The organism is Acinetobacter sp. YH12137 (assembly GCF_013418535.1).
Classification (GTDB): domain Bacteria; phylum Pseudomonadota; class Gammaproteobacteria; order Pseudomonadales; family Moraxellaceae; genus Acinetobacter.
Genome location: NZ_VPBW01000005.1, coordinates 38,164 through 61,711, shown reverse-complemented (window position 1 = coordinate 61,711; position 23,548 = coordinate 38,164). Strand labels below are relative to the sequence as shown.

The 23,548-nt window shown below is 43.0% G+C and carries 30 protein-coding genes; 1 reads left to right on the top strand and 29 read right to left on the bottom strand.

Annotation, left to right across the window (positions count from 1 at the left end; genetic code table 11):
• Window positions 1–23 precede the first annotated feature (23 nt).
• Window positions 24–932 (top strand): lysine exporter LysO family protein, encoded by a 909-nt coding sequence (locus tag FTU72_RS04365; RefSeq protein ID WP_179992442.1) that lies wholly within the window; start codon window positions 24–26, stop codon window positions 930–932.
• Window positions 933–1,033: 101 nt separating this feature from the next.
• Here the strand turns inward: FTU72_RS04365 and FTU72_RS04360 are convergent, their stop codons facing one another.
• The 29 genes from FTU72_RS04360 to FTU72_RS04220 all read right to left on the bottom strand — a co-directional run bounded on the left by FTU72_RS04360 (window position 1,034) and on the right by FTU72_RS04220 (window position 23,547).
• Window positions 1,034–1,255: a hypothetical protein gene (locus FTU72_RS04360; protein WP_005236122.1), complete on the bottom strand. Its 222-nt coding sequence runs from the start codon at window positions 1,253–1,255 to the stop codon at window positions 1,034–1,036.
• A gap of 87 nt (window positions 1,256–1,342) precedes the next feature.
• Entirely contained in the window at window positions 1,343–2,023 is a 681-nt protein-coding gene (pyrF, locus tag FTU72_RS04355) for an orotidine-5'-phosphate decarboxylase (RefSeq protein WP_373685617.1), read from the bottom strand.
• Between the two features lie 243 nt (window positions 2,024–2,266).
• Window positions 2,267–2,632: a lipopolysaccharide assembly protein LapA domain-containing protein gene (locus FTU72_RS04350; protein ID WP_005236124.1), complete on the bottom strand. Its 366-nt coding sequence runs from the start codon at window positions 2,630–2,632 to the stop codon at window positions 2,267–2,269.
• Between the two features lie 22 nt (window positions 2,633–2,654).
• The gene (locus tag FTU72_RS04345; RefSeq protein ID WP_005097312.1) at window positions 2,655–2,960 is read right to left on the bottom strand and encodes an integration host factor subunit beta; all 306 of its coding nucleotides are present in this window, start codon (window positions 2,958–2,960) and stop codon (window positions 2,655–2,657) included.
• 164 nt (window positions 2,961–3,124) lie between these two features.
• Window positions 3,125–4,801 carry a 30S ribosomal protein S1 gene (rpsA, locus tag FTU72_RS04340; protein WP_004783987.1) on the bottom strand — a complete coding sequence of 559 codons (1,677 nt, stop codon included), beginning with the start codon at window positions 4,799–4,801 and terminating at the stop codon, window positions 3,125–3,127.
• A 110-nt stretch (window positions 4,802–4,911) separates the two neighbouring features.
• A complete protein-coding gene (gene cmk, locus FTU72_RS04335) occupies window positions 4,912–5,595 on the bottom strand; it encodes a (d)CMP kinase (RefSeq protein WP_180052490.1) in 684 nt (227 codons plus the stop codon).
• 14 nt (window positions 5,596–5,609) lie between these two features.
• On the bottom strand, window positions 5,610–6,044 hold the full coding sequence (locus FTU72_RS04330; protein ID WP_004783989.1) for an SRPBCC family protein: 435 nt from the start codon (window positions 6,042–6,044) through the stop codon (window positions 5,610–5,612).
• A gap of 62 nt (window positions 6,045–6,106) precedes the next feature.
• Window positions 6,107–6,622, bottom strand: a complete 516-nt coding sequence (tadA, locus tag FTU72_RS04325; protein ID WP_104425959.1) for a tRNA adenosine(34) deaminase TadA — start codon at window positions 6,620–6,622, stop codon at window positions 6,107–6,109.
• A gap of 6 nt (window positions 6,623–6,628) precedes the next feature.
• Window positions 6,629–7,750 carry an enoyl-CoA hydratase/isomerase family protein gene (locus FTU72_RS04320; protein WP_179992440.1) on the bottom strand — a complete coding sequence of 374 codons (1,122 nt, stop codon included), beginning with the start codon at window positions 7,748–7,750 and terminating at the stop codon, window positions 6,629–6,631.
• Complete coding sequence (gene ung / locus FTU72_RS04315) at window positions 7,747–8,460, bottom strand: uracil-DNA glycosylase (protein ID WP_179992439.1); 714 nt, start codon at window positions 8,458–8,460, stop codon at window positions 7,747–7,749. Before ung ends, FTU72_RS04320 begins: the two co-directional genes overlap by 4 nt.
• A gap of 45 nt (window positions 8,461–8,505) precedes the next feature.
• Window positions 8,506–9,102: a 6-carboxytetrahydropterin synthase gene (locus tag FTU72_RS04310; RefSeq protein ID WP_166139444.1), complete on the bottom strand. Its 597-nt coding sequence runs from the start codon at window positions 9,100–9,102 to the stop codon at window positions 8,506–8,508.
• A gap of 160 nt (window positions 9,103–9,262) precedes the next feature.
• Complete coding sequence (gene gspK / locus FTU72_RS04305) at window positions 9,263–10,234, bottom strand: type II secretion system minor pseudopilin GspK (RefSeq protein WP_179992438.1); 972 nt, start codon at window positions 10,232–10,234, stop codon at window positions 9,263–9,265.
• A gap of 14 nt (window positions 10,235–10,248) precedes the next feature.
• The gene (gene gspJ, locus FTU72_RS04300; protein WP_179992437.1) at window positions 10,249–10,875 is read right to left on the bottom strand and encodes a type II secretion system minor pseudopilin GspJ; all 627 of its coding nucleotides are present in this window, start codon (window positions 10,873–10,875) and stop codon (window positions 10,249–10,251) included.
• Entirely contained in the window at window positions 10,872–11,456 is a 585-nt protein-coding gene (gene gspI / locus FTU72_RS04295) for a type II secretion system minor pseudopilin GspI (protein WP_171521873.1), read from the bottom strand. Before gspI ends, gspJ begins: the two co-directional genes overlap by 4 nt.
• The gene (locus FTU72_RS04290) at window positions 11,446–11,994 is read right to left on the bottom strand and encodes a Tfp pilus assembly protein FimT/FimU (RefSeq protein ID WP_179992436.1); all 549 of its coding nucleotides are present in this window, start codon (window positions 11,992–11,994) and stop codon (window positions 11,446–11,448) included. The genes gspI and FTU72_RS04290 overlap by 11 nt, the downstream gene beginning before the upstream one ends.
• A 9-nt stretch (window positions 11,995–12,003) precedes the next feature.
• The gene (locus tag FTU72_RS04285; protein WP_125279027.1) at window positions 12,004–12,618 is read right to left on the bottom strand and encodes a TetR/AcrR family transcriptional regulator; all 615 of its coding nucleotides are present in this window, start codon (window positions 12,616–12,618) and stop codon (window positions 12,004–12,006) included.
• Between the two features lie 40 nt (window positions 12,619–12,658).
• Complete coding sequence (locus tag FTU72_RS04280) at window positions 12,659–13,432, bottom strand: TatD family hydrolase (RefSeq protein WP_125279028.1); 774 nt, start codon at window positions 13,430–13,432, stop codon at window positions 12,659–12,661.
• 27 nt (window positions 13,433–13,459) lie between these two features.
• Window positions 13,460–13,801, bottom strand: a complete 342-nt coding sequence (locus tag FTU72_RS04275) for a PilZ domain-containing protein (RefSeq protein ID WP_004784000.1) — start codon at window positions 13,799–13,801, stop codon at window positions 13,460–13,462.
• A gap of 17 nt (window positions 13,802–13,818) precedes the next feature.
• Entirely contained in the window at window positions 13,819–14,799 is a 981-nt protein-coding gene (locus tag FTU72_RS04270; protein ID WP_180011500.1) for a DNA polymerase III subunit delta' C-terminal domain-containing protein, read from the bottom strand.
• A 14-nt stretch (window positions 14,800–14,813) separates the two neighbouring features.
• Entirely contained in the window at window positions 14,814–15,575 is a 762-nt protein-coding gene (kdsB, locus tag FTU72_RS04265) for a 3-deoxy-manno-octulosonate cytidylyltransferase (RefSeq protein ID WP_104425952.1), read from the bottom strand.
• Between the two features lie 12 nt (window positions 15,576–15,587).
• Window positions 15,588–16,592, bottom strand: coding sequence for a tetraacyldisaccharide 4'-kinase (gene lpxK, locus FTU72_RS04260; protein ID WP_125279030.1), 1,005 nt, complete (start codon window positions 16,590–16,592; stop codon window positions 15,588–15,590).
• Between the two features lie 3 nt (window positions 16,593–16,595).
• Entirely contained in the window at window positions 16,596–18,323 is a 1,728-nt protein-coding gene (msbA, locus tag FTU72_RS04255; RefSeq protein ID WP_166139429.1) for a lipid A export permease/ATP-binding protein MsbA, read from the bottom strand.
• Complete coding sequence (locus FTU72_RS04250; RefSeq protein WP_159124000.1) at window positions 18,323–18,745, bottom strand: biopolymer transporter ExbD; 423 nt, start codon at window positions 18,743–18,745, stop codon at window positions 18,323–18,325. The genes msbA and FTU72_RS04250 overlap by 1 nt, the downstream gene beginning before the upstream one ends.
• Window positions 18,746–18,755: 10 nt before the next feature.
• On the bottom strand, window positions 18,756–19,397 hold the full coding sequence (locus FTU72_RS04245) for a MotA/TolQ/ExbB proton channel family protein (protein WP_179992432.1): 642 nt from the start codon (window positions 19,395–19,397) through the stop codon (window positions 18,756–18,758).
• Between the two features lie 37 nt (window positions 19,398–19,434).
• Complete coding sequence (locus tag FTU72_RS04240; protein ID WP_004784018.1) at window positions 19,435–20,322, bottom strand: ParB/RepB/Spo0J family partition protein; 888 nt, start codon at window positions 20,320–20,322, stop codon at window positions 19,435–19,437.
• Window positions 20,319–21,101: a ParA family protein gene (locus tag FTU72_RS04235; RefSeq protein WP_004784019.1), complete on the bottom strand. Its 783-nt coding sequence runs from the start codon at window positions 21,099–21,101 to the stop codon at window positions 20,319–20,321. Before FTU72_RS04235 ends, FTU72_RS04240 begins: the two co-directional genes overlap by 4 nt.
• Window positions 21,102–21,125: 24 nt before the next feature.
• Window positions 21,126–21,758, bottom strand: a complete 633-nt coding sequence (gene rsmG / locus FTU72_RS04230; protein WP_166139427.1) for a 16S rRNA (guanine(527)-N(7))-methyltransferase RsmG — start codon at window positions 21,756–21,758, stop codon at window positions 21,126–21,128.
• An 85-nt stretch (window positions 21,759–21,843) separates the two neighbouring features.
• Window positions 21,844–22,533, bottom strand: a complete 690-nt coding sequence (gene murU, locus FTU72_RS04225; protein ID WP_180011497.1) for an N-acetylmuramate alpha-1-phosphate uridylyltransferase MurU — start codon at window positions 22,531–22,533, stop codon at window positions 21,844–21,846.
• A complete protein-coding gene (locus FTU72_RS04220; RefSeq protein WP_159124004.1) occupies window positions 22,534–23,547 on the bottom strand; it encodes an aminoglycoside phosphotransferase family protein in 1,014 nt (337 codons plus the stop codon).
• Between the last annotated feature and the right edge of the window lies 1 nt (window position 23,548).

Genomic DNA, 23,548 nt, shown 5'->3' with positions numbered 1-23,548 from the left:
CTGATTTATCATACTTTTTTATTATGCAATCGCTTTGGTTAGTATCCCAACTTCTGGTCTGTTTAGCACTTGGCTTTGTTTTTGCGAAACGGCTTCCTGCTCCCTTCACAAAAATCTGCTTTAAGGTTCTTCCTTATTTTAGTTATATCTTACTGATTGCCATCGCTTTTGAGTTTTCTGAACTTTTAGCGGAATTACCTCATCCTGCTCAGATTCTAAATACCTCTATTACAATTGCTTTTCTCACCTCTATTGGGGCATTTGGCTGTTGTTATCTGCTATTTAAATGGGCAGATTTTCAACCTTCTTCTGGACGAGTCTCCACTGAGCTAGTGATTAAATCACTGATCAATATCAGTTATGCGTTCTTCGCCTTAGCCGCTGGCTACTTGCTGCATTATAGTTCCACTCAAATGGGTCTTTCTATTCAAATCAGCACCTGGCATTTATTACTGGTCTTTATGTTTCTGATTGGACTGGATCTTGCCTATTCACCACTTGATCGCTCATGGTTGAACTGGAAAATCCTGCTGGTTCCGGCAGGTTGTATTGCTGGTTCATGTGTGGCAGCAATTGTCTATTCTTTCTGGAATCCAGATATTCATTTAAAAGACCTGATTATGCTGTCGCAAGGTTATGGTTTTTATTCCATGTCGGGTGTTGTCGTCACAGAACTGAGAAATGCAGAACTGGGTAGTATTGCCCTGATGAATGACCTGTTTCGGGAAATTTTTGCGATTTTACTGATGTATTGTGCCGGCTGGCGTTACCCAAGATCAGCAATTTCTGCTGCAGGTGCGACTGCGATGGATGTGACTTTACCCATGGTCAAACAGGCCTGTGGCAATGATTTTATTCCACATGCCATGGTGAGCGGTTTTATTTTATCTGTATTGGCGCCAGTAGCGGTAAGTGTGTTGGCGGTAATTTAAAAATCCCTCCCGACCTCCCTTTTTTAAAGGGAGGAGAAGTCCCCCTTTCATAAAGGGGGATTTAGGGGGATTCAATTAGAAATAAAATAAACTACGGAATATTAAAAATTCAAATCAACCCTACTCAATGAATCTCCTACTGTCTCCATCATCTCTGAAGCGAGTTCTACAATATCTATGCTATCAAGGCCTGACATCCAGTCCCATGAACCCGACTGTGCCTGTTGTTTATATTTTTCCTGCTGTTCGAACTGATCTGCTATTTTTTCCATCTCCAGCCTTTGTTCTAGCATCTTTTGTTCTGGTGTCTTTATTATTCTCATTTGAAATTCCTTTTTATTTTTATACAGCTTTTCTTAATGTATAAAAAAAGCCTTTCATATGAAAGGCTTTTCATCAGGTAACCGGAATTACAATGTTGCCAGAATATCTTTTAGGGTTTGACGAGGATTTTCAGACTTGGTAATTGGTCGACCAATCACCAGATGTGTTGATCCGTCCAGCATTGCCTGCTTTGGTGTCACAATACGTTTTTGATCGTCTGCATTTGAACCTTCAGGACGAATCCCAGGAGTGACCAGTGCAAAGTCTTGTCCAATGGTTTCACGCAGCATTTTCGCTTCTTGTGCGGAACAGACCACCCCATCCAGGCCACTGTCTTTGGTGAGTTGAGCCAGACGTTTTACATGTTCATTAGGCTCGATATCCAAGCCAATATCTTTCAAGTCTTCACGCCCCATTGAAGTCAACACAGTTACCGCAATGAGTTGAGTCTTATAGTTACCTGCTTTTAAATGCTCAACACAGGTCTCCATCATTTTACGACCACCTGAAGCGTGGACATTGACCATCCACACGCCCAAGTCTGCCGCAGCACATACCGCTTGTGCAGTGGTATTCGGAATATCATGGAACTTCAGATCTAAAAACACGTCAAAACCTTTGTCTTGAAGTGCTTTTACAATGATAGGACCTTCATGAGTAAATAACTCTTTGCCCACCTTTACTCGACATAAGGCAGGATCGAGCTGCTCTGCAATCGTTAAGGCATCAAATTGACTTTTAGCATCCAGTGCAACGATGATACTCATGAGAAGACCCTTCAAATTGACAAAATTAAACCATTATACGGATTAGCCCTATAACAACCAAGAATATTTTCGCAAAAATGATTTTTTGATTCAAATTAAGTCATTTATTTATATAATTTTTATATATTTTTTCTAAATATAATTTAACAATAAAAAAACGCCTTAGAAGCTAAGCTAAAAGGCGTTTAATCAAAACAGGCGAAGTAAAAAAATCAGTAGATTACTTCGACTTCTCATTTTTGTCTAAAGCGGTGCCGATGGCCTGTCATTAGAATTAATATCTAATACTGTTTTCTCATGTCGTGTATGAGCTGCCGCTTCTGCTGCCATCATCTTGGCAGTATTCAACTGTTCCTTACGTAGATGTTCAATATCTTTACGTAGTCGTTTAATTTCCCAATTACTCTGAAAAACGCGGAAAACCTGCACACCGAGTAACAAGCCAACCACTATTCCTAAGGAAAGAGTCAAAAGGAGCAATAACCCTAAGCGCATTGCAGGAACTTGAGTAAATAACAAGTCCACTGAGACCTCAGTCCCGTTTTGCAACACCAAAGCTAATGAATAGCCAAAGACGAGCAATAAAAGAATGACCAGAACGTAACGCATGAACACCCCGTAAATATCTTGTTTATTTGTTTGCAGATTCGTTTACTGCATCACGAAGTGCTTTACCTGGCTTAAAGTGTGGAACAGCTTTTGCTGCAACTTCAACAGATTTACCAGTTTTAGGATTACGACCCACACGAGGCTCACGATGATGCAATGCAAAGCTGCCAAACCCGCGAATCTCAATACGGTTATCAGATGATAAAGCTTCAATCATTTGATCAATCATAATTTTAACTGCTTCTTCCACTAAAGGTTCAGCCAAATGCGGATTCTTTAGCGCGATGCGCTCTATTAAGTCAGACTTATTAAGTGCTTCAGTAGTCATCTGCGACCTCTTTAATTATCAAGCTACTCGGGATCTATTTTCCGATAATAACCTGTTTAAATACAAAACGGTAGCGCAATAATTAAATACTACGCTACCGTTTACAGTATTTGTGTAAAAAGTATTACTTAACTTACATTAACAATACAATTCACCATCTACTCTTAGTGATTCATTTGCGCTTTGATCAAGTCACCAATAGTTTTAGGACCATTGTCTTGACCAGCAGCAGCTGTTTTCAGGTTAGCAACAGCTTCTTTCTCTTCAGCTTCGTCTTTCGCTTTGATAGACAAGTTGATAGAGCGAGATTTACGATCTACATTGATGATCTTAGCTTCAACTTCTTGACCAACTTCTAGGAATTTAGTCGCATCTTCAACGCGGTCGCGGTTGATTTCAGATGCTTTAAGAGTTGCTTCAACTTCATCAGCTAACTTAACAGTAGCGCCTTTAGCGTCAACTGCAGTTACAGTACCTTTAACAAGCGCACCGCGTTCGTTAGCAGCTAAGAAATCGTTGAACGGATCGCTGTTCAATTGTTTGATACCAAGGCTGATACGGTTGCCTTCAGCATCTACAGACAGGATAACTGCTTCAACAGTGTCACCTTTCTTGTAACGACGGATAGCTTCTTCGCCTTGTTCGTTCCAAGAGATGTCAGACAAGTGAACTAGACCATCGATACCGCCTGGTAAACCGATGAAGATACCGAAGTCAGTGATTGACTTGATAGTACCTGAAACTTTTTCACCTTTGTCGTGGTTCTTAGCAAACTCTTCCCATGGGTTAGCACGAGTTTGTTTAATACCAAGAGAAATACGACGACGCTCTTCGTCTACTTCAAGAACCATAACATCAACTTCGTCACCGATCTGAACTACTTTAGATGGGTGGATGTTTTTGTTAGTGTGGTCCATTTCTGAAACGTGTACTAAGCCTTCAACGCCTTCAGCGATTTCTGCGAAACAGCCGTAGTCAGTCAGGTTAGTTACGCGAGCTTTAACGATAGAACCTTTAGGGTAACGGCTCATGATCGCTAACCATGGATCTTCACCTAATTGTTTAAGGCCTAAAGATACGCGGTTACGTTCGCGGTCGAATTTAAGTACTTTAACAGTAACTTCTTGACCCACTTCAACAACTTCTGATGGGTGCTTGATACGTTTCCAAGCCATATCAGTGATGTGAAGAAGACCGTCGATACCGCCAAGGTCAACGAATGCACCGTAGTCAGTAAGGTTTTTGATAGTACCAGTAACTGTTTGACCTTCTTCAAGCTGAGCAAGAAGAGCTTCACGGTCAGCTGAAGATTCAGCTTCCATAACAGCACGACGTGAAACAACAACGTTGTTACGTTTAGCGTCAAGTTTGATTACTTTGAATTCTAACTCTTTACCTTCCAAGTGAGTAGTATCACGGATAGGACGAGTATCAACTAAAGAACCTGGAAGGAACGCACGAACTGGACCGATGTCAACAGTGAAACCGCCTTTAACTTTACCAGAGATAACACCAGTAACGATTTCGCCGTCTTCAAAGATTTTTTCAAGTTTAGTCCAAGTCTCAGCGCGTTTAGCTTTTTCGCGAGAAAGAACTGTTTGACCCATACCGTTGTCAAGTGCTTCAACAACTACGTCTACAGTGTCGCCAACTTGAACTTCAAGTTCGCGCTGTTCATTTAAGAACTCAGCACGGTCAACAACGCCTTCAGATTTAAGGCCAGTGTCAACAGTTACCCAATCAGAGTCGATGCTTACTACAACGCCTTGGATGACTGCACCCTTTTCAACGTTGAGGTTTAATTCGCTTTCTTCAAAGAGGGCTGCAAAAGATTCGGTCATGATATATCCGATAAAGTCAGCGGTCTTGGATCAGACAAGGCCGGTTTAATTAAGCATCTACATAGTCCATATAAAACTGATCAAGCTATGCGTCTGCTGAAATAATAGGGTTATTGAGCTAATTGCTGATCCACATATGTGGTCATCAGCTTGAATACTTCATCGATATTCAAATCTGAACTATCGATAATGTACGCATCAGCAGCAGGTTTGAGCGGAGCGACAGTGCGTTCCATATCTCGTTTATCCCGTGCTTCGATATTAGCTAAAATGTCGTTTATTTTAACATCCAGCCCCATACCCTGCAACTGCTTTACACGTCTTTGCGCACGGGATTCAGCCGAAGCTGTCAAATAAATCTTGGCTTGTGCATCTGGGAAGATACTGGTCGCCATATCGCGGCCATCTGCCACTAGACCAGGAGCTTGAGCAAAAGCATGTTGACGGGCCACCAGAGCAGTTCTAAGTTCAGGAATTGCAGCAACTTTTGAAGCATACTCACCGACCCGTTCGGTACGGATAGTTTGGGAGACATCTTCACCATTCAGCCATACCTGAACACCTGATTCAGTGCTGACAAATTGGATATTCAAATTTGTTGCAATTTGTACGCATTCAGCCAGTTTAGTATCCAGTTCATCGAGTAAATTATGGTGATGCAATGACAGTCCTAATAAACGATACAAAGCCCCTGAATCCAGTAAATGAAAATGGTAATGTGCTGCCAGTTTTGCAGCCAGTGTGCCTTTGCCAGATCCACTTGGACCATCAATGGTAATAATTTGAACTGTCATTACTTTCCCGTTATTTATACAGATTTTGCAAGTTTTGCGAGGCCTAGTTTAATCCCTGTCTTGAGCTGTGCAAGAATTAATTTACTGACAAATGGAAGACGTGCCTGCAATTCTATCGTATAAGTCACCAGACTTTTGTTATCGTCCAATGCTTCAAACTCAATAATACCCAAATGATGTTTAATCAAAGGATTTTTTACGATCTTGTATTCAATACGGGAGTTCGGCTCTAGCAAGGTAATTTGCTCTTTTAGCGGCTTGACTGGACCTAAACCCATGCTACGCACAGAACCCACACCATCTGGGCGCTCAGGGTCTGCCGAATCCTTAATCCGTTCCACCTGCATTGGTGCAAAAGCCACGTTATAAGCATCGTGTTTAGACAGCAATTCAAAAACCTTATCAATCGCTGCTGGGAATTCTTTTTTTACCTGAATCGCATTTTTCATTTTTCTTTTTCCTGAAAATAAATGATTTTAAAGTGAGCAAAGTTTAACGAATTAGATTCGATTTATTTATGAGCATTCAGTAATTTTTCTTGCAATTTCAGCTGGCGTTTTTGTTCACGACGCAACTTGAAAAATGCACTCAACTGCTCAGCACACTGCTGCTGCATACAGCCCGAGTCAAATAGAAATACATGATTATAGTAGCCAGTCTCAAAAAGCTTGCGTGCACTCACCAAAGAACCTGCTTTGGGCTCATTTGTACCAAAAACGACCCGTGAAATACGCGAATGCACCAATGCACCTACACACATGGTGCACGGTTCCAGAGTTACATAGAGGACAGCATCTTCAGGCAGGCGGTAGTTTTTCAGGTTCTGACAAGCTTCACGTAATGCTACGATTTCAGCATGGGCAGTCGGATCATTTAAAGAAATAGGCGCATTGTAGCCACGGCCAATGACCTGATTTTGACTGACAATCACCGCACCTACAGGAATTTCACCCTGCTCAGCAGCAAGTGCAGCCTGCTCATAAGCAAGCCGCATCCAGTATTCATCGGTAAATTGTGTTTCGGACATTCAGACTTAAATCACATCATAGTGCTTGAGTAGCTCATTCCAGCTTTCAATGGTGGTTACCGGTGGATTCTGAGACAGAATGCCTTTCAGGCTTAACTCACTGCCTTTTTGCCATTCTGGAGACAGATCTTTATCAACCAGTCGTGCACGTACACCTTCCACAAAATCAGGATGACGGATTTTCCAGTCTGAAATCTGGGTTTCCAGTTCAAAAATTTCATTCCAGGAATGAACCTGTTTACCCCATTGCCATAATAACCAGCTTAGAGCAGCGGTTGCAGGTGAACCTTTTTGCAGGTTTTCGCTGGCCTGACGCAACCAGTCACTGCGCGCATCACTTAAACCAATAATCGATTCATAATCGTGCTCGAAGTTTACGCCACGACATACACTGTGGATTACATCCAGTGAGTTTTGCAAAGGACCCGGGCCTACCGGACGGTGCATGCTGTTCAAGGTGTCATCAATCGCACGGAAATCCCCAGCTGGATAATGTTCCCAGTCTATATTTACGACCTTATCTAATACTGAATCACGCTGTGCATCACAGATATGAGTCGCCCAGCCAATACCGTAAGCACCCGCAGCAGTCATAATGGAACCCGTTAAACCTGTAAACAGGCCAATCGCTCCACGGTCTGCTAGGAAGCGGGTCGCACCCACATCTGGATATAAACCAATATTAATCTCAGGCATGGCCAGACGTGAATACGGCGTCACCAAACGGAATGGAGCCGCCATAAACAGGCCTAAACCACCACCCATAACATAACCTTCACCCCACACCAATACCGGCTTGGCATAGTTATGCAGCAATAGATCTAGCGCATATTCCTGTTCAAAAAACTTATTAGCGGTTGCCACTTCATCATTAATTACTAACTGACGCAGCTTACGTACATCGCCACCGGCACAAAATGCTTTCGGGGTAGTTGAATCCAGCCAGATCGCTTTTACGCTGTCATCTGTATGAAAGTCCTGAAAAACTTCCAGTAGTGCAGAAACCAGAGATTCATCTAAAGCGTGTAATGATTTTGGACGATTCAGGCGTACAATGCGCCAGCCATTGTTGGCTTGTTCAACAATCAGGTCCGGATGGTAAGGTTTAGTTATAGGAGAATAAGTCATGCGTCCAGCTGCCAATCTATAGGCTCAATGCCATGTTGTTTGAGATAATTATTCGTTTTCGAAAAAACTTTACAACCAAAAAAACCACCCCGGTTTGCTGACAAAGGCGAAGGATGTGCTGCCTTTAAGACCAGGTGTTTATTTTGATCAATGCGCTGTCCTTTACGCTGTGCGTATGCGCCCCAAAGAATAAAAACGATATGTTCACGTTGTTCATTCAATACATCAATGACGTGATCTGTGAATTCTTCCCAACCACGTTTCTGATGTGAAGTTGGCTGTGCTGCCTCTACGGTCAGTACAGCGTTGAGCAGAAGTACACCCTGTTCCGCCCAATGAGTTAAATCACCATGTTTAGGGATTTTTACGCCTAAATCATTATGTAACTCATGAAAAACATTACGTAAAGATGGAGGTAATGCAACCCCTTTTTGCACCGAGAAGCTTAAACCATGCGCCTGATTCGGACCATGATAAGGATCCTGACCAATAATCACCACTTTAACCCGGTCTAATGGCGTCGTATTCAAAGCATTAAAAATCAGGTGATTCGGTGGATAAATCACCTTGTCTGCTTTTTTTTCTTCAATTAAAAACGTTTTTAACGCATCCATTTTTGGACTCAATAAAAACTCACTGAGTCCATATTTCCAGCTGTCATCTAACTGAACTTTATTCAGTTTGGCAATTTGCTGTTCATTTAAAGACATGCTTCAATCCTAAATCTATGTCAGTCTGCGTTTATATTCGAATTTTTAAGGCTGGACTTGCAGATCCACAGCCGGATTATGAAATGGAAGACCCTGTTTCAGTTTCGCAAACATCTCTGGATCTGTCCATTCTGCACGCACCTGCTCCGAGAATTCAATCTGTTCCAGGCTAAGTGGACCCATTTGTTCATTCTGGATATCTTCCAGAAAGCTTTGCGCATAGCCGGTATCAGTTTCATGGACAATCACAGAGTAAACTTCAACATCCCCTTCACCATTCTGGGTGACAGTAGATATCAGTACCTGCTGAGCCAAGAAGAAGAAAATACGTGAAAACTGTTCTGCAGATGGCGAAACCGGCAAAGATACCCAGCGTGCACTAAAATTCTTGCATGCCTGAATATATTCAGGATCATCTTTTTGCCAAAAGCAGATCGCATGGTCAAAAGAATCAAAAAAATCCTTAATCACCCCTTTGAGCAGACCAAAATCATATACCATCTGGCCATGATCCAACTTCGACGCTTTCAGCAATAACTCAACTTTATAACTGTGACCATGAATCGAACGTTTACAGCGATCCGAGGTGCAGTTACGCACAATATGAGCATTTTCAAACTTAAATAACTTACGAATTAACATATGCCGTAATGTCGTCAAAAAATAGGTGAATTAATTTCAATTATAAAGCAAAAGTAAACCGATGAGGATTAATTTTGCAGTTCGTCATGATAGGCAAAAGGGATTGAAGCGAAAACAGATTAAATTCCAAAAAATGAGATTATTTAAAAATGGTGGAATTTTAAAAAGGTGCCATGCTTCGATAGGCAACATAAACCTTCTTGTCCTGCCGCACCAGATCACTACTAAACTGACGTTTACGCTCACTCAGCATCACTTCGATACGTGCTTTAAAGTGATTGGATTGCACCCCAAGCAGGTTATTAAACAGGTTGTGTTTGGCTGCATCCACCTGAGCAAAGGGTTCTAGTGTCCAAAGATCAGCTACATTGGAAAAATATTCCAGATTTGCCTGACGGCGATCCAGCAATTGCTGCACGGCATTCACATCCAGCTTTTCATCCATGCTCGCCAAAAGAAATGCAGATGCGGTATTAATATTGACCGTAGTATCTGCTACAGGCACAGTACTTAGATAAGGTGCAATTAGTTTGTACTTGTTTTCTTCAAAGCCTCGTACCAGTTTCAGCTCTTCAACGCTATGAAATTTGGCATTCGGAGGTAGAGAACCATTCGGCAAGCCCTGATAATAATTAGATTCTGCGCCCATTGGTCCACTTGACATTTCATCTTCATCCTGCCAGTCGATCACGGCTTCACTCAACTGCTCTGGCAATCCAGCACGTTTTAATATCAGCTCAAACCAGGCTTTAGCATTTTCATTCACCGTGCCTTCTGCTGTAATCAGGCTATTTAAATTAAACTTACCCGACTCATCTTGCAGTATTCCCGAGACATAACCATCTTCAACCGGAAAAGCCGGCATCGGCTGCGCCCAGGTTTCATTTAAATGATCAACTTCTGCTGCATTCTCTGCGTCATCGACCAGCAATTCAGAAAAAAACGCTTCAGCACTTTTGGCATACATCAAAGACTGGTTTTGTCGCATTAAATAAGCGGTACTTTCAACAGTTGCAGCCTGACGTTTAGCAATAGCCGCAGCCAAAATAGTTGCAAGCGCCACCATCACTAGAATGGTAATCAGAGCAATCCCCCTCTGCTGTTTGATCATCATTGCTTTGTTCATCTGCATTTTATTATTCTTTGTCAGGTTAGTTTTTGGGTTTCAAGCAGGAAATCTGTATTCAATAAACTGAAAATCCACTCATAACTGACCCCATTAACCATTAAGTTAATTTTAATGCCTTTGGGTAAACGCTGTTTTTGCTCAATCTGATTTAAATCAAAAGATGAGTCTGGCCATTGGGTCATTTCATTTGGATTAAGTACTACGATCTGAAACTGCTCAACATCGGACAACAACACACTGGATTCAGGTTGATCACGCCCGGTCTGGTTTAAATTCCGGTATTTCAGGCGATAGAGTTTTTGTTCATCTGCCCGGTACTGATATTCAACCCGTTCATCTGGAGAAATCCCCTCTTCCAGAGGATCGGTGACTCCAGTCTTACTAAAGTTAAAACGCCCGTTTTGCAAAACCAGTGCCGGCTGAATATCACCATTAATATTGGCCGTCAAAGGCACCGCCTGCACCGTATCACGCAAGATCTGCTGATGAGTATCTTGTAACTGACTTAAGCGCTGTTCATGCACCGCATTACGGTCTTTGGTTTGTACAATATAATCAAATACTTTCCAGCCTAGAGCAGAGAGTACGGCGAAAATAGCAATAGCAACCAGTAGTTCGACCAGCGTAAATCCCTTAGACTTCATGGCGCTTCATTCATCCGGTGATTAAAGAACATCAAGCTGCTAATTCCATTTTCTGCCTGACCGGTTTCAGTGTTGACCAGACTCACCTGTAATTCAATGCGTTGTACATTAGGACTTACGGTAGGCTCACTGCGCTTATCGATTTGCCAGGTTTCGCCCTGTTGAGTGAGTTGTTTAGATTCTGTACCAGTAAGCCACTGCTGATTGATTTCCATTAGTGCTGCTTCATTCAAGGCAACAAACTGGGCTTGGGTTCTCAAAATGGCATTCGAAGTCGATTGGGTATATTGCATAGCAACTTTAGTCAGGGTCATGGCTGCTGTGGCAAAGATCGCCAGCGCGACCATCACTTCCAGCAAGGTAAATCCTGAGGCACGATTAAGTCGAGTAATCCTCGACCTGAGCGGCATTATCGCGCAAAAAAGTCCGAAAGCTGTGCTTGAGGAGCCGCGATGAGTGAAACGCTGTTTCACCGCTGCGCAAGACGAAGAGCTATACTCGGATTGCGCACGATCAGCATTTGACTTAAATGGCTTGATTACATCAGCTCCGGCACTCTGCTTGAAAACCCTAGCTTTCATGGACTTTACCCAAGTGATCAATTTCAATCGGATTGCCTACTTCACGATCTTCCAGATAGAACTGGATTCTGACCGGTTTAACTTCACCATTGCCTAACCAGATCAGCTTGGGTGCATTGGCTTCAGTAAGATCCCGATTTTGGGCATTATTATAACGCTGCTCTAAAGACTGAATCCGGAAAGAGACCTGCTCCGGTAAACTGCGCAGATTAAACTCCACATAATTTTGCCATTTCTGCTGATTTAAAGTCGATTCTGCCTGATTAGGTGAACGATATTCCACGATCCCGTAGCGAAATGGTGAAACATCAGTGGCAGCCTGAACATCAAGCGCAAGAATACGGGATTGATCATTAGCTTCCCGCAAGATTCTTTGCAAATCCAGTAACAGGACTTCTCGTGCCTGCATTGCCTTGCGCTGATCTACTCCACCAATATTCAATACAACTAGTGATGCCATAATACTCATAATCACAATCACCACCATCACTTCGATTAGAGTGAATCCACGAATGGAGGCGTGATGTGATCTGATCATAGGCAACTCTTAGGCGAACTGCTCGGCAGGATGGACCTGTTTCGGTAAAGCTAAAGCTTGATCAATAAGGGCAACGCGCAAGGTATCGCGTGAACCGAGATAGCGCTGATAAAAACTGGAGTTCAGAATCGCAGCTGCACCATGGGTCATCGACCAAATTGAGGCCAGATAATCACGCACCGACATGCTGCTATTGATTGAAGCCAAATAGCTTTCAGTCATACGGATAATCAAACGTAAGCGCTGTTTGCGCACCTGATAAAGTTCGCTAAACAGGTGCTGAATTCCAACACCTGTTGTAGAAAGACGTTCTTCAATCTGATGAAAAAGGACAGTACGTTCAGGGTGATGCAGATGATGCAACATAAAGAATGCCAGATGTTCAGGAAAAGCCTTATCACTATCCTGGATCATTTCCAGCAACATGCGCTCATTACGGATAATCAGCAATATGTACAATTCATCTTTACTCTGGAAATGCTTATAAAGAGTGCCTTTGGCCAGATCCAGTTCTGCTGCCAGTGCATCCAGGGTCATCCCTGCTTCACCATTTTCTAGCAGTAACTGTTCTGCAACTTGAAAAATCAAGGTTTCTCTTGCTCGAAACTGAGCCTGACGATCCATCTTCACCCTATAACTCTCTTGTACTCTTATCTAACTTTACTTACTTTGAATTCAGAAGATTCTCAAAGTTCTGCTTTGTGATATAAGCCATTTCTTCTAGCGACTTATCATATACATCGCAAAGCGCTTTGGCTACATAAGGAACGTATTTTGGTTCATTAGATTTGCCACGATATGGCATTGGAGCAAGGTAAGGACTATCCGTTTCGATTAAAACCCGATCAAGTGGAACCTGTTTGGCAACGTCACGCAAATCCTGGGCATTTTTAAAAGAAACAATACCGGAGAAAGACACATAATAACCGCAGTCTAAAACAGCTTTAGCGGTTTCCCAGTCTTCGGTAAAACAGTGCAAAATGCCATGGGTAGATTTCTCTGCACGGATAATATCAACAGTATCGTGCTTGGCAGAACGGGTATGCACGACTACAGGTTTTTTCACAATTTGTGAGGCATGGATATGACGGGCAAAACAGTCTTTTTGCTCGTCAATAAAATCGGTACTATGATAATAATCGAGCCCCGTTTCACCCAGCGCCCAGACTTTTTCTGGCTGTGCCAGTTCAACCAGATATTCAGTAGTCGCACGCGCCATCGTCGCCGCATCTTCGCAAGGATGTACACCGACGGTATAACCGACATCAGGATGACGGGCCGCGATTTTCGCCAGCTCGATATGATCATCCAGATCCACCGAGATACTCATAAACTTGGATACGCCTGCTTCACGGGCCTGAGCGAGCGCCTGATCCAGATCACCGTTATAAGGTGTTAAATCGAGCAGCGTTAAATGGCAATGAGTATCTACAAACACAATGAGTTCCTACCAAAGGTAAATTAACTACATAGTGTAACTTTTACGTCCATCAGATTTAAGACCCGCAACCAGACGATCTGCTTCATTTTTGAAGAAAACGCCTTTTTCACCGGTGAGCTGAATCCCAAAACCTTGTGGCTTGATGCCATTCTGCTTTTGAGACACCCAGATCACTTTTCCGGTTAATGGAATTTTCTGCGTCTGTTCAGGTAAAGTCGTCAAAACAAAAACTTCTTCACCTAATTTTACTGGCTGCTTGGAAGGAATAAAAAGTCCACCACCTACAACATATGGCATATAACTGGCAAATAACGTTTCAATATCCGGAATATTAGCCTGAATAATACCGCCCATACGTGGTTGCATCTTGTTTTCCCCTTAAGCTAAAGATTCATCAGCTTGATACACAATTCATCGAGCACCAGATTACTTTGTACGTTCTGCTCAAGATATTGTTTGGCTCGCTGAAAATCCTCATAAATTTTAAAAAGTGTTTCCAATGAATATTGTTCGGCCAATACATTAAAGTCCAGATCAATGTTTTTTACGGCCTGATTTAGCTTGACACAAATTAAATCGGACAACAAGTATTCAAACATTTGACCAAATTCACCAAAACTCAGGCTTTTATTCCATTTGGTCGCAATTGCCATTGGCATATTTTTTTGAATGACCAGTTTTTTCCAGTCTTCCATGAATTCCTGACGTAATGGCAACCAGGAACTTTGTGCAACCTCAATCGCTTGCAAAGGCATCTGATTGGATAAATTCATTAATAGCTGCTGCTGGCTCGAACCTGCTTCAGGTAACTGCGCCTCTACATATTCACTAAATTGCGCTGATGAAATCCGGTCTAAAGCAAAATGCTGTAAACGGCTGCGAATAGTTGCAGGCAATTTCAGATAATGATCCGCAAGCAGAATAATGACAATATTTTCACCCGGTTCTTCCAGAGTTTTCAGCAAGGCATTAGAAGAAGCAATATTTAATGCTTCAGCGGGTTCAATGACAATGACACGCCAGCCATCGACGGTCTGCTGTACAAAAGGCAGAAGATCACGGATCTTTTCAATTTTAATTTTGGCATTCTGTTTTTTATTGTCTTCATCAGTGCCGATATAGACGTAATTCGGATGGGTATCCGCTTTCAGCCACTGACAACTGCCACACTCACCGCATGGCCCCTTAGGCTGACGGTTCAGGCATAAAACCCAGGCCAGAAACTGCTGGGCAAAGGCTTCTTTACCACAGCCTTTTTTTCCATAGAACAATAAACCATGCCCAAGCTTAGGAAAACGCCCGGTTAGCGTTTCCCAAACCTGTTGCTGCCATGGATAAATCTGTGCATTGACATCAAGCGGCATGGAGAATTCTCAAATTAAGCAAAAGAAGATGGATCCATCTGGTTCAAGCGATCCAGATCTTCCTGCGTATCGACACCTGGCGGTAAATTGGCTTCTGCCACAGCAATGGCAATACGGTGACCATTTTCCAGGACACGTAACTGTTCTAAAGATTCCAGTTTTTCCAGCACACCCATTTCCCAAGTCACATATTCCTGTAATAGTTTCACGCGGTAAGCATATAAGCCCAAATGGCGATAAGCCTGATCATGCAGTTTCTGTTCAGCCAGCTTGGCACCATCACGGTCATAAGGAATCGTAGCACGACTAAAATACAATGCCTGATTGTGCTTAGACATCACAACCTTAACAATGCTGTCACGCTTGAATTCCTCTAAATGATGAATTGGCTCACACAGAGTCGACATTGAGCAAGCCGGTTGATCTTCTAAGAGTTGCGCGACCTGTTTAACTAACTGAGCTGGCAATAAAGGTTCATCACCCTGTACATTCACAATAATGTCATCACTCGCCCAGCCCTTGATTCGAGCTACCTCGCTTAGACGATCGGTACCTGATGGATGATCTGCTGAAGTCAGGACCACATCAACACCTTCAGCACGGCAAACTTCGGCAATACGTTCATCATCTGTTGCCACACACAGGTCATCAAAGCCCTGTACTTTTTTGGCCTGATCCACGACACGCAGAATCATCGGACGACCATGGATTTCCAGCAAAGGTTTACCCGGCAAACGTGAACTGGAGAAGCGTGCAGGAATAACTATATGTTTCATCGTAAATAAACCTTAGGAAATAGAAATACCCTGTTGCTCTAATTGCTGCTGCAATATTGTATAACAGGCAGGTGACAAGACTGCATCGACCGGCACCACCCAGATATCCCGCTGATAATCTGGATACTGTTTGAGTAATGCCATAATTTTAACTGCATCTTTTTCAGTAGTAATGATCGGACTATTGTCATCGAATTGCAGATCTTCAATTTCATAATCATGATGATCTGGAAATTCATGACACTGAAATTGCTGCAGCCCCAGATGTTCTAGTGTTTGATAAAAACGCTGTGGAAAACCGATGCCGACTACTGCATAGAAAGCCGCAGTTGGATCAAAGCTTTTGATAACATCCTGATTTAATAAATACGGCTGAGAGGCTGCAAGATGCATATGCAAAGGCGAAACTGGATTTGCTGCATGTTCAATCACGGTACCTTTTTCCAACCGGGTAACGGGTTCACGCAGATAACCTTCTGGTAAAAGTTTCTGGTTGCCCAAGCCTCGGTTATTATCCAGCACAATCCATTCAATCTGACGATTTAAAGCCCAGTGCTGCAAACCGTCATCACAAATAATTAAATCCAGTGCATGCTTTTCTAGCAGAAGCTCAATGCTCTTTTGACGATTTGGCCCTACAGCCATCGGCACACCAGTCGCTTGGACAATTAAGGCTGGTTCATCACCTACCACTTCAGGCAAGGTATTTAAATCTACATAAGCAGGAAAAGGACCTTTACCACCATAACCTCGACTGATTACACCAATCCGTAGGCCTTTTTCAGTGAGGTAATCCACCAGATGAATCAGTAAAGGTGTTTTACCACTCCCACCTACGGTAATATTTCCAATCACCATTACTGGAATAGGTGCGGTATAGCTTTTTTTAATCCCTTTACGGTAAAGCCAGTGGTTACTGACAAAACCCAAGCGGTAAAGCCAGGACAAAGGACGCAGCACAACCAGCCACTTTGCCTGTGTATTCCAAGCATCCTGAATGATCTGTGCCAAAGCCATGACTTAATGTTCCTCGAAATTACGTTGGTGCAGCTGATAATAAGCACCTTGACGTGCAATCAGCTCAGCATGATTACCCTGCTCTATAATACGACCTTGATCCATTACTACAATGCGGTCGGCATTTTCAATTGTTGATAGACGGTGGGCAATCACAATCGTAGTCCGATCTCGCATCGCCTGATCAAAGGCACGCTGAATAAAGTATTCAGATTCATTATCCAGCGCACTGGTCGCTTCATCCAGAATCAGAATCGGTGCATTTTTCAGAATAGCACGGGCGATCGCAATACGCTGACGCTGACCACCTGACAGATTCAGACCTTGAGCACCTAGTGGCGTATCATAACCTTGTGGCAAGGCCATAATGAAATCATGTGCATAGGCAGCTTTTGCCGCTGCAATGATTTCTTCATCACTCGCATTTTCTAGCTGGCCATAAGCAATATTTTCACGAACAGTACGGTTAAACAGCACTACCTGCTGGTTTACCATCGCGATCTGGGTACGTAAAGCAGTCAACTCATAATCAGTAATCGGTTTTTGATCCAGTAAAATTTGCCCGGATGAAGTTTCCTGATAACGTACCAACAGATTCACCAGCGAGGTTTTACCTGCTCCTGAACGCCCAACCAATGCTACAGTCTCGCCCGCTTTCACTTCTAGGTTAAAGTCATGAATCGCATGGTGACCATCACCATAAACCAGATTGACATCTTTAAATTGAATGTTGCCTTTTAAGGCATCATTGAGTTTGCCGGTATTATGCTCTTCAGGCATATCTAGCAATTCAAACACAGAATGTGCGGCCGCCATACCACGCTGAATTTTTTCATTCACATCAGTTAATGTCTTGATTGGTCGCGCCAACATGCCAGCAGCTGTAATATAAGCAACAAATTCACCCGCAGTCGTATCTCCCAAAATTTGTGGGCGCAATGCAATATACATCACGATACTGAGTGAAACTGACATGATCAGCTGTACCACTGGACTGTTCAGCTGCTGTACTGCCACCATTTTCAAGCCACGGCGTAGATTTTCCAAAGAATTCTGTTTAAAGCGTTCCTGCTCATAAATCTGACCACCAAAACCTTTGACAATCAGATTGGCATTTACCGTTTCCTGAACAACATGGTTCACATCACCCATAGTGTCCTGAACCTGTTGTGATAGCTTGCGCATCCGTTTTGAAGCTTTACTGATCACAAAACCAATCACGGGTCCAAAGATCAGAATACACATGGTTAAACGCCAGTTGGTATATAAAAGATATCCCAATAAGGCAATTGTGATCAGACCTTGCTGAATGATCGTTCTAAGTGCTTCAGTTGAGGCTGCGGTGAGCTGCTCAACGTTATACATAATTTTGGCCGTAATATGACCGCTGGTATTGTCCAGAAAATATTGCGCAGGCAAACGCAATATTTTGGCAAAGACTTCCTGACGAATATTAAATACCAGATTACGGGAGATGACCGCCGTATAATACCCACCGAGGAATAGGCCTAGCCCCCGGAAGAACATCAGTACTACCACTAAGAATGGGAAAAGTAAGGTGAAACCCTGGTCTCTGTTTTGTATCGCCTCAATGATATATTCCAGTAATTTGGCCACAGAAACTTCTGTCGCCGCATTCATAGAGAAACCAAGCAGGACAATTAAGGCTGTGCCCCAAAATGGTTTTAAATAGCTTAAAAGGCGAAGATAGACCTTAAAATCGTGCTTCACTAATAACCTCGAGTTGGTACTTTCGTACTGATGTTGACATTAACAAAGCCAAGTTGCCCTGCAACGTCCATGACACGAATAACATCCTGATGTGTCGCTTTTGCATCAGCGGCAATGACAAACATTAAATCACGACGTTCATTCGAAATCTGTTTAATTGCCGTATTTAAATCTGCTGCATCTTTACTGGCAATAGACTGACCATTCACGGCATAGTGGCCATTGGAATCCACAATCACTTCAATTTTCTGATCAAAATTCTTGGGCGGTACACCTTGCGCATCTGGAAGCGTCAGGTTCATTCGGCTCATCTGGTTAAACGTGGTTGAAAGCAGCAGAAAGACCAAAATAAATAGCAGGCAATCAATCATGGGCGTCAGATTGATATGTACATCTTCCACCTGGTTACGTTTAAATTTCATGCCCCTGCTCCTAGCTTGCTTTCTTGATGCGTTCTTCTACATCATCTGAAGCATTTAAATAGAACAGGTTGGCATGAAATAACGTTGCTTGCTGCTCAAGTTCCGCTACATATTCCTGAACCAGACGCTGGAAATAACGATGTGCAAATAAAGCAGGAATAGCAATCAGCATACCCGCTGCTGTCGTGATCAGTGCTTTGGAAATACCCGGCATCATTAATACTGGGTCACTATTAGTACCGACATCAATCATTAAAAATGATTCAATAATTCCAATCACTGTACCGAGCAAACCGAGTAGAGGTGCTACTGCACTCAAAGTACCCAGAAAATTAATATTCTTTTCCAGATAGCCAATTTCCTGTGAAGCTGCCACTTCCATCTGGGCACGAGCATATTGCTCAGACTGGTGACACGCTTCAAAACCAGCAGTAAATACACGACCCAAAGTACTGTTTTTCAAAGCTGAACTTTGTTGCAGCTTTTGCATAGCTTGGTCTGCATTTTGTGCAGGACCCATCAGAAGTGAGTTGGGCAGTACCAGACTCTTTTTTAAACGAATGAAGCGCTCGACCGAGATCGCTAGCATAAATATCGAACACAATACCAGCGGCAGCATCAACCAGCCGCCTGCTTTAACCAATTCCCACATCTGATTTATTCCCCAATAAAAACAAATTTTAAATTAATTATTCATCGCCCAGGATCGAAAGAATCCCGTCCAGCTCTTCTAAAGAATGATAGCTAATGACCAGCTTGCCTTTCCCTTGCTTGTTGTAGTCAATTTTAACATCCGCACTAAAGCGCTCAGACAGGCGCTGAGTCAACTGCTGAATGTCTGGCGCAATCGCTGCTTTTGGTTTTTCTGTTTTCGGTGCATTGTAGTCGCGTACCAACTGTTCGGTTTGGCGTACTGACAGACTCTTTTCAATGACCATCTCAGCAACTTTAAGCTGATCTTTAGCCTTCAAAGTCAGGATGGCACGTGCATGTCCCATATCCAGCAGGCCCTGCTGCATAAAGTCTTTTACTTCTTCAGCCAGAGTTAGCAGACGCAGTAGATTACTTACTGTAGTACGTGCCTTACCGACGGTATCGGCAATTTCCTGATGGCTTAAACCAAACTCGTCATGGAAACGCTGCAAAGCCATCGCCTGATCAATCGGGTTCAGGTCCTGACGCTGAATGTTTTCGATTAAAGCTAATGCAATTGCGACCTGATCATTCAGCTCACGCACAATCGCAGGAACTTCAGTCAGACCTGCTAACTGTGCCGCACGCCAGCGACGCTCACCGGCAATAATCTCGTATGGATAGCGTTCATCATCGACCGGACGGATCACGATTGGCTGCATGATGCCATGCTTCTCAATCGATGCGGCCAGTTCCTGCAGATCCTGCTCATTGATATAACGACGTGGCTGATATTCACCACGTTTCAGCAGATTGACATCAATCTGTTTCAACTGACCATGATCAAGACCTTGTGCTTCGAGTTGTAATTTTTCTTTTTGAATTGATCCCAGCAAGGCATCTAAACCACGACCTTTGGCGAGTCCACGTTTCTTGACGGTCATGCTTTACTTCCTTTTTTCACTTTGCTTTTCTTTAATACTTCAGCTGCCAGATTTAAGTAAGCAACTGCACCCTTTGAACTTTTTTCAAAATAAATAACCGGTAGACCATGTGCCGGCGCTTCAGCTAGACGGATATTACGTGGAATCACGGTTTCATAAAGTTTTTTACCAAAATATTGCTCTAACTCTTCTGAAACATCACGGGTCAAGGCATTTCGAGCATCATACATGGTACGCAATACACCCACGATCTGCAGGTCTGGATTAAGTGCTTGCTGAATGCGGTCAATGGTTTGTGTCAGATCAGCCAGGCCTTCGAGAGCATAATATTCGCATTGCATCGGAATAATCACGCCATCCACTGCTGCCAGTGCATTCACGGTAATCAAGCTTAAGCTTGGTGCACAATCAACAATGATATAGTCGAATGAGGATTCAATTTCCTGCAAAGCTTCACGCAAAATAAATTCACGGCCTTTTTGCTCAGCAATCGCCAGCTCCACACCAGCCAGGTCACGGTTTGCCCCTAAAACCTTGTATCCAACTTCAGCCTTGGTGATCGCAGTTTCAATCGGCACTTCACCCAGCAATACATCAGTCACTGAATACAGCAGGTCATTTTTCTGAATCCCCGACCCCATGGTCGCATTTCCCTGAGAATCCATATCCACAAGCAAAACGCGTTTTTTTAGCACAGCGAGAGATGCCGCCAAATTTACTGCGGTTGTGGTTTTACCGACACCACCTTTCTGGTTGGCAATCGCAATAATTTGTGCCATGTTGACCCCGATCCTTCAAAAATTTTAAATACGTTTTAATAGAAGTAAATGACGTTGTTCGTCCAAGCGCGGAACCTTCAGTTCAATAATCTGACAGCTAAATTCATCTTTTAATGCTGCCACTTCCTCTTCAGGAATCAAACCTTTCATGGAAGCAATAATACTCTGCTCATGCATATACGGTTTAGACGCATTCACAAAATCTGTCAATGAAGCAAATGCACGACTGGTAATCACATCAAACTGACCCAGCTCATTGATACTGTCTTCATTTTCCACACGGGTTTGTACTGCAATGACATTTTTTAATTTTAGGTCTGCAATAAACTGCTTGAGGAAACGAATTTTTTTACCATTTGAATCCAGTAGTACGCAATCACGCTCAGGCTGACATAAAGCAATGATCATGCCCGGCATACCACCACCAGTCCCAATGTCGAGCAAACGACCTGCAGGCAAATCCTTTAGAATGCTTAGACTGTCAAGCAGATGCTTAACTAGCATTTCCTTAGGATCACGGATTGCAGTCAAATTGTATGCTTTATTCCACAGTACCAAAGCATCCTGGTACTTGAGTAATAAATTTAAAGCTTCATCCGACAGCTCTAAACCTAAAGCCTGGCTACCCTGCTTTAGTTCTTGAAAAAACGTGTGCATAAACAATCAACGCTCGAAAAAGTTAAGTGGAAGTATACCGTTTTCTCTATATTGGCACAGTAGGGAGTGCTTAGTGAATATTCACTTAAGCAGACTTCCCTTCACGGATCATTGAATCCAGTGCATTCAAACGCTCAGGCGTTCCTACATCTACCCAAATGCCTGTCAATTTAGAGGCAGCAATCTTATTTTCCAGCATTGCTGCTTTTAATAATGGTGCCAAAGGACGCTTTCCAGCCTCTAAGCCTGCAAACATTTTCGGATCAAGTACGGATACACCGCTAAACGTCAGGTTTTCACCACTGATCTGCTGATCAAAGGTATAAGCCTTGCCGTCTGCAAGTGTGAAATCACCGTTTGGATGCTGTTCCGGATTTTGTACCAATACCAGATGTGCCAGATTTTCACCCAGCTCAACATTCAATAAAGGTGCAAAGTCCATAGTCGTCCAGACATCGCCATTGACCAAAATGAAAGGCTCATCACCAAGCAGTGGTAAAGCATTAATAATGCCACCGGCTGTTTCCAGACCTTCACCTTCATGTGACCATAAAATCTTGACACCAAACTGTGAACCATCACCCAACGCCTGAGCCAGTTTTTCACCTAACCAAGCCGTATTAATGACAACTTCATTCACGCCCATCGCAGCCAGTTTTTCAATATGCCAGACAATTAGCGGCTTACCACCCACTTCTAGTAAAGGTTTTGGGGTATGCAAAGTTAAAGGACGCATGCGGTTGCCCAAGCCAGCCGCGAGAATCATCGCTTTCATTTAGGCCGCTACCTCGTATGAACCATATTTTGCTTCAAAAGCTGGCATCACTTTTTCATGAATGAACTGCATAAATGGCTGTAATTCAGGATAGTCTTTGGTTTCTTCCAGCAGATACCACATCACACGTGGCAGGTCTTTTAGATAGCCAGATTTACCATCTCGCTCAAACAAGCGGACAAAAATACCTAAAATCTTGATATGGCGCTGAATGGCCATCATATCCGCATCTTTTTTGAACTGTTCGAAATCACGGTCCTGTTTTGCCGCTGCTGGTAACAGGTCATAGAACACTTTAAACCAGCGATACACCCGATCTGCATTCCACTGCACATAGGCATCACGGGTAATCGAAATCAGGTCATAGGTATCAGCACCGATTACTGCATCCTGAAAATCAATCACACCCAGTTCGGTTTCATTTTCGATTTTCATCAGGTTACGGCTATGGAAATCACGATGCACAATGACTTGTGGTTGTGCCAAAGCAGCATTCGCCAGTATCGCAAATGTGCGCTTGATCAGAGCGGACTCTGATTCTGTTGGCTGAATTTTTAGAGCAGGCAGCATCCAGTCAGTCAGCAGCTCCATTTCAGAAATAAGCTTCTCATAAGAATAAGCAGGAAACTGACCTTCTCCAGGAATGGACTGCAGCTGAATCAGCTGTTTAAAACTTTGCTCATAATAGGCATCAACTGTCTGATCATTTAGCAGATTTGATAACAGCACATCACCAAAATCTTCGAGCAGCAAAAAGCCATTTTCCAGGTCTTTGGCCACAATGTGTGGAACACGTACGCCATGGGCATCAAAAAATTCATCAATCGTCACAAAAGGCACACAATCTTCTTTTTCTGGTGGTGCATCCATGAGCATAAATGTTTTATTATTCAGTTTGATTCGTGCATAACGACGAAAACTTGCATCGCCTGCTAAAAAATGTGTTTCAAATTGATCTGAACCGAGTACAGAAGCAATCCAAGATTGTATCAATTGTTCGCGTTGAGTATTCATT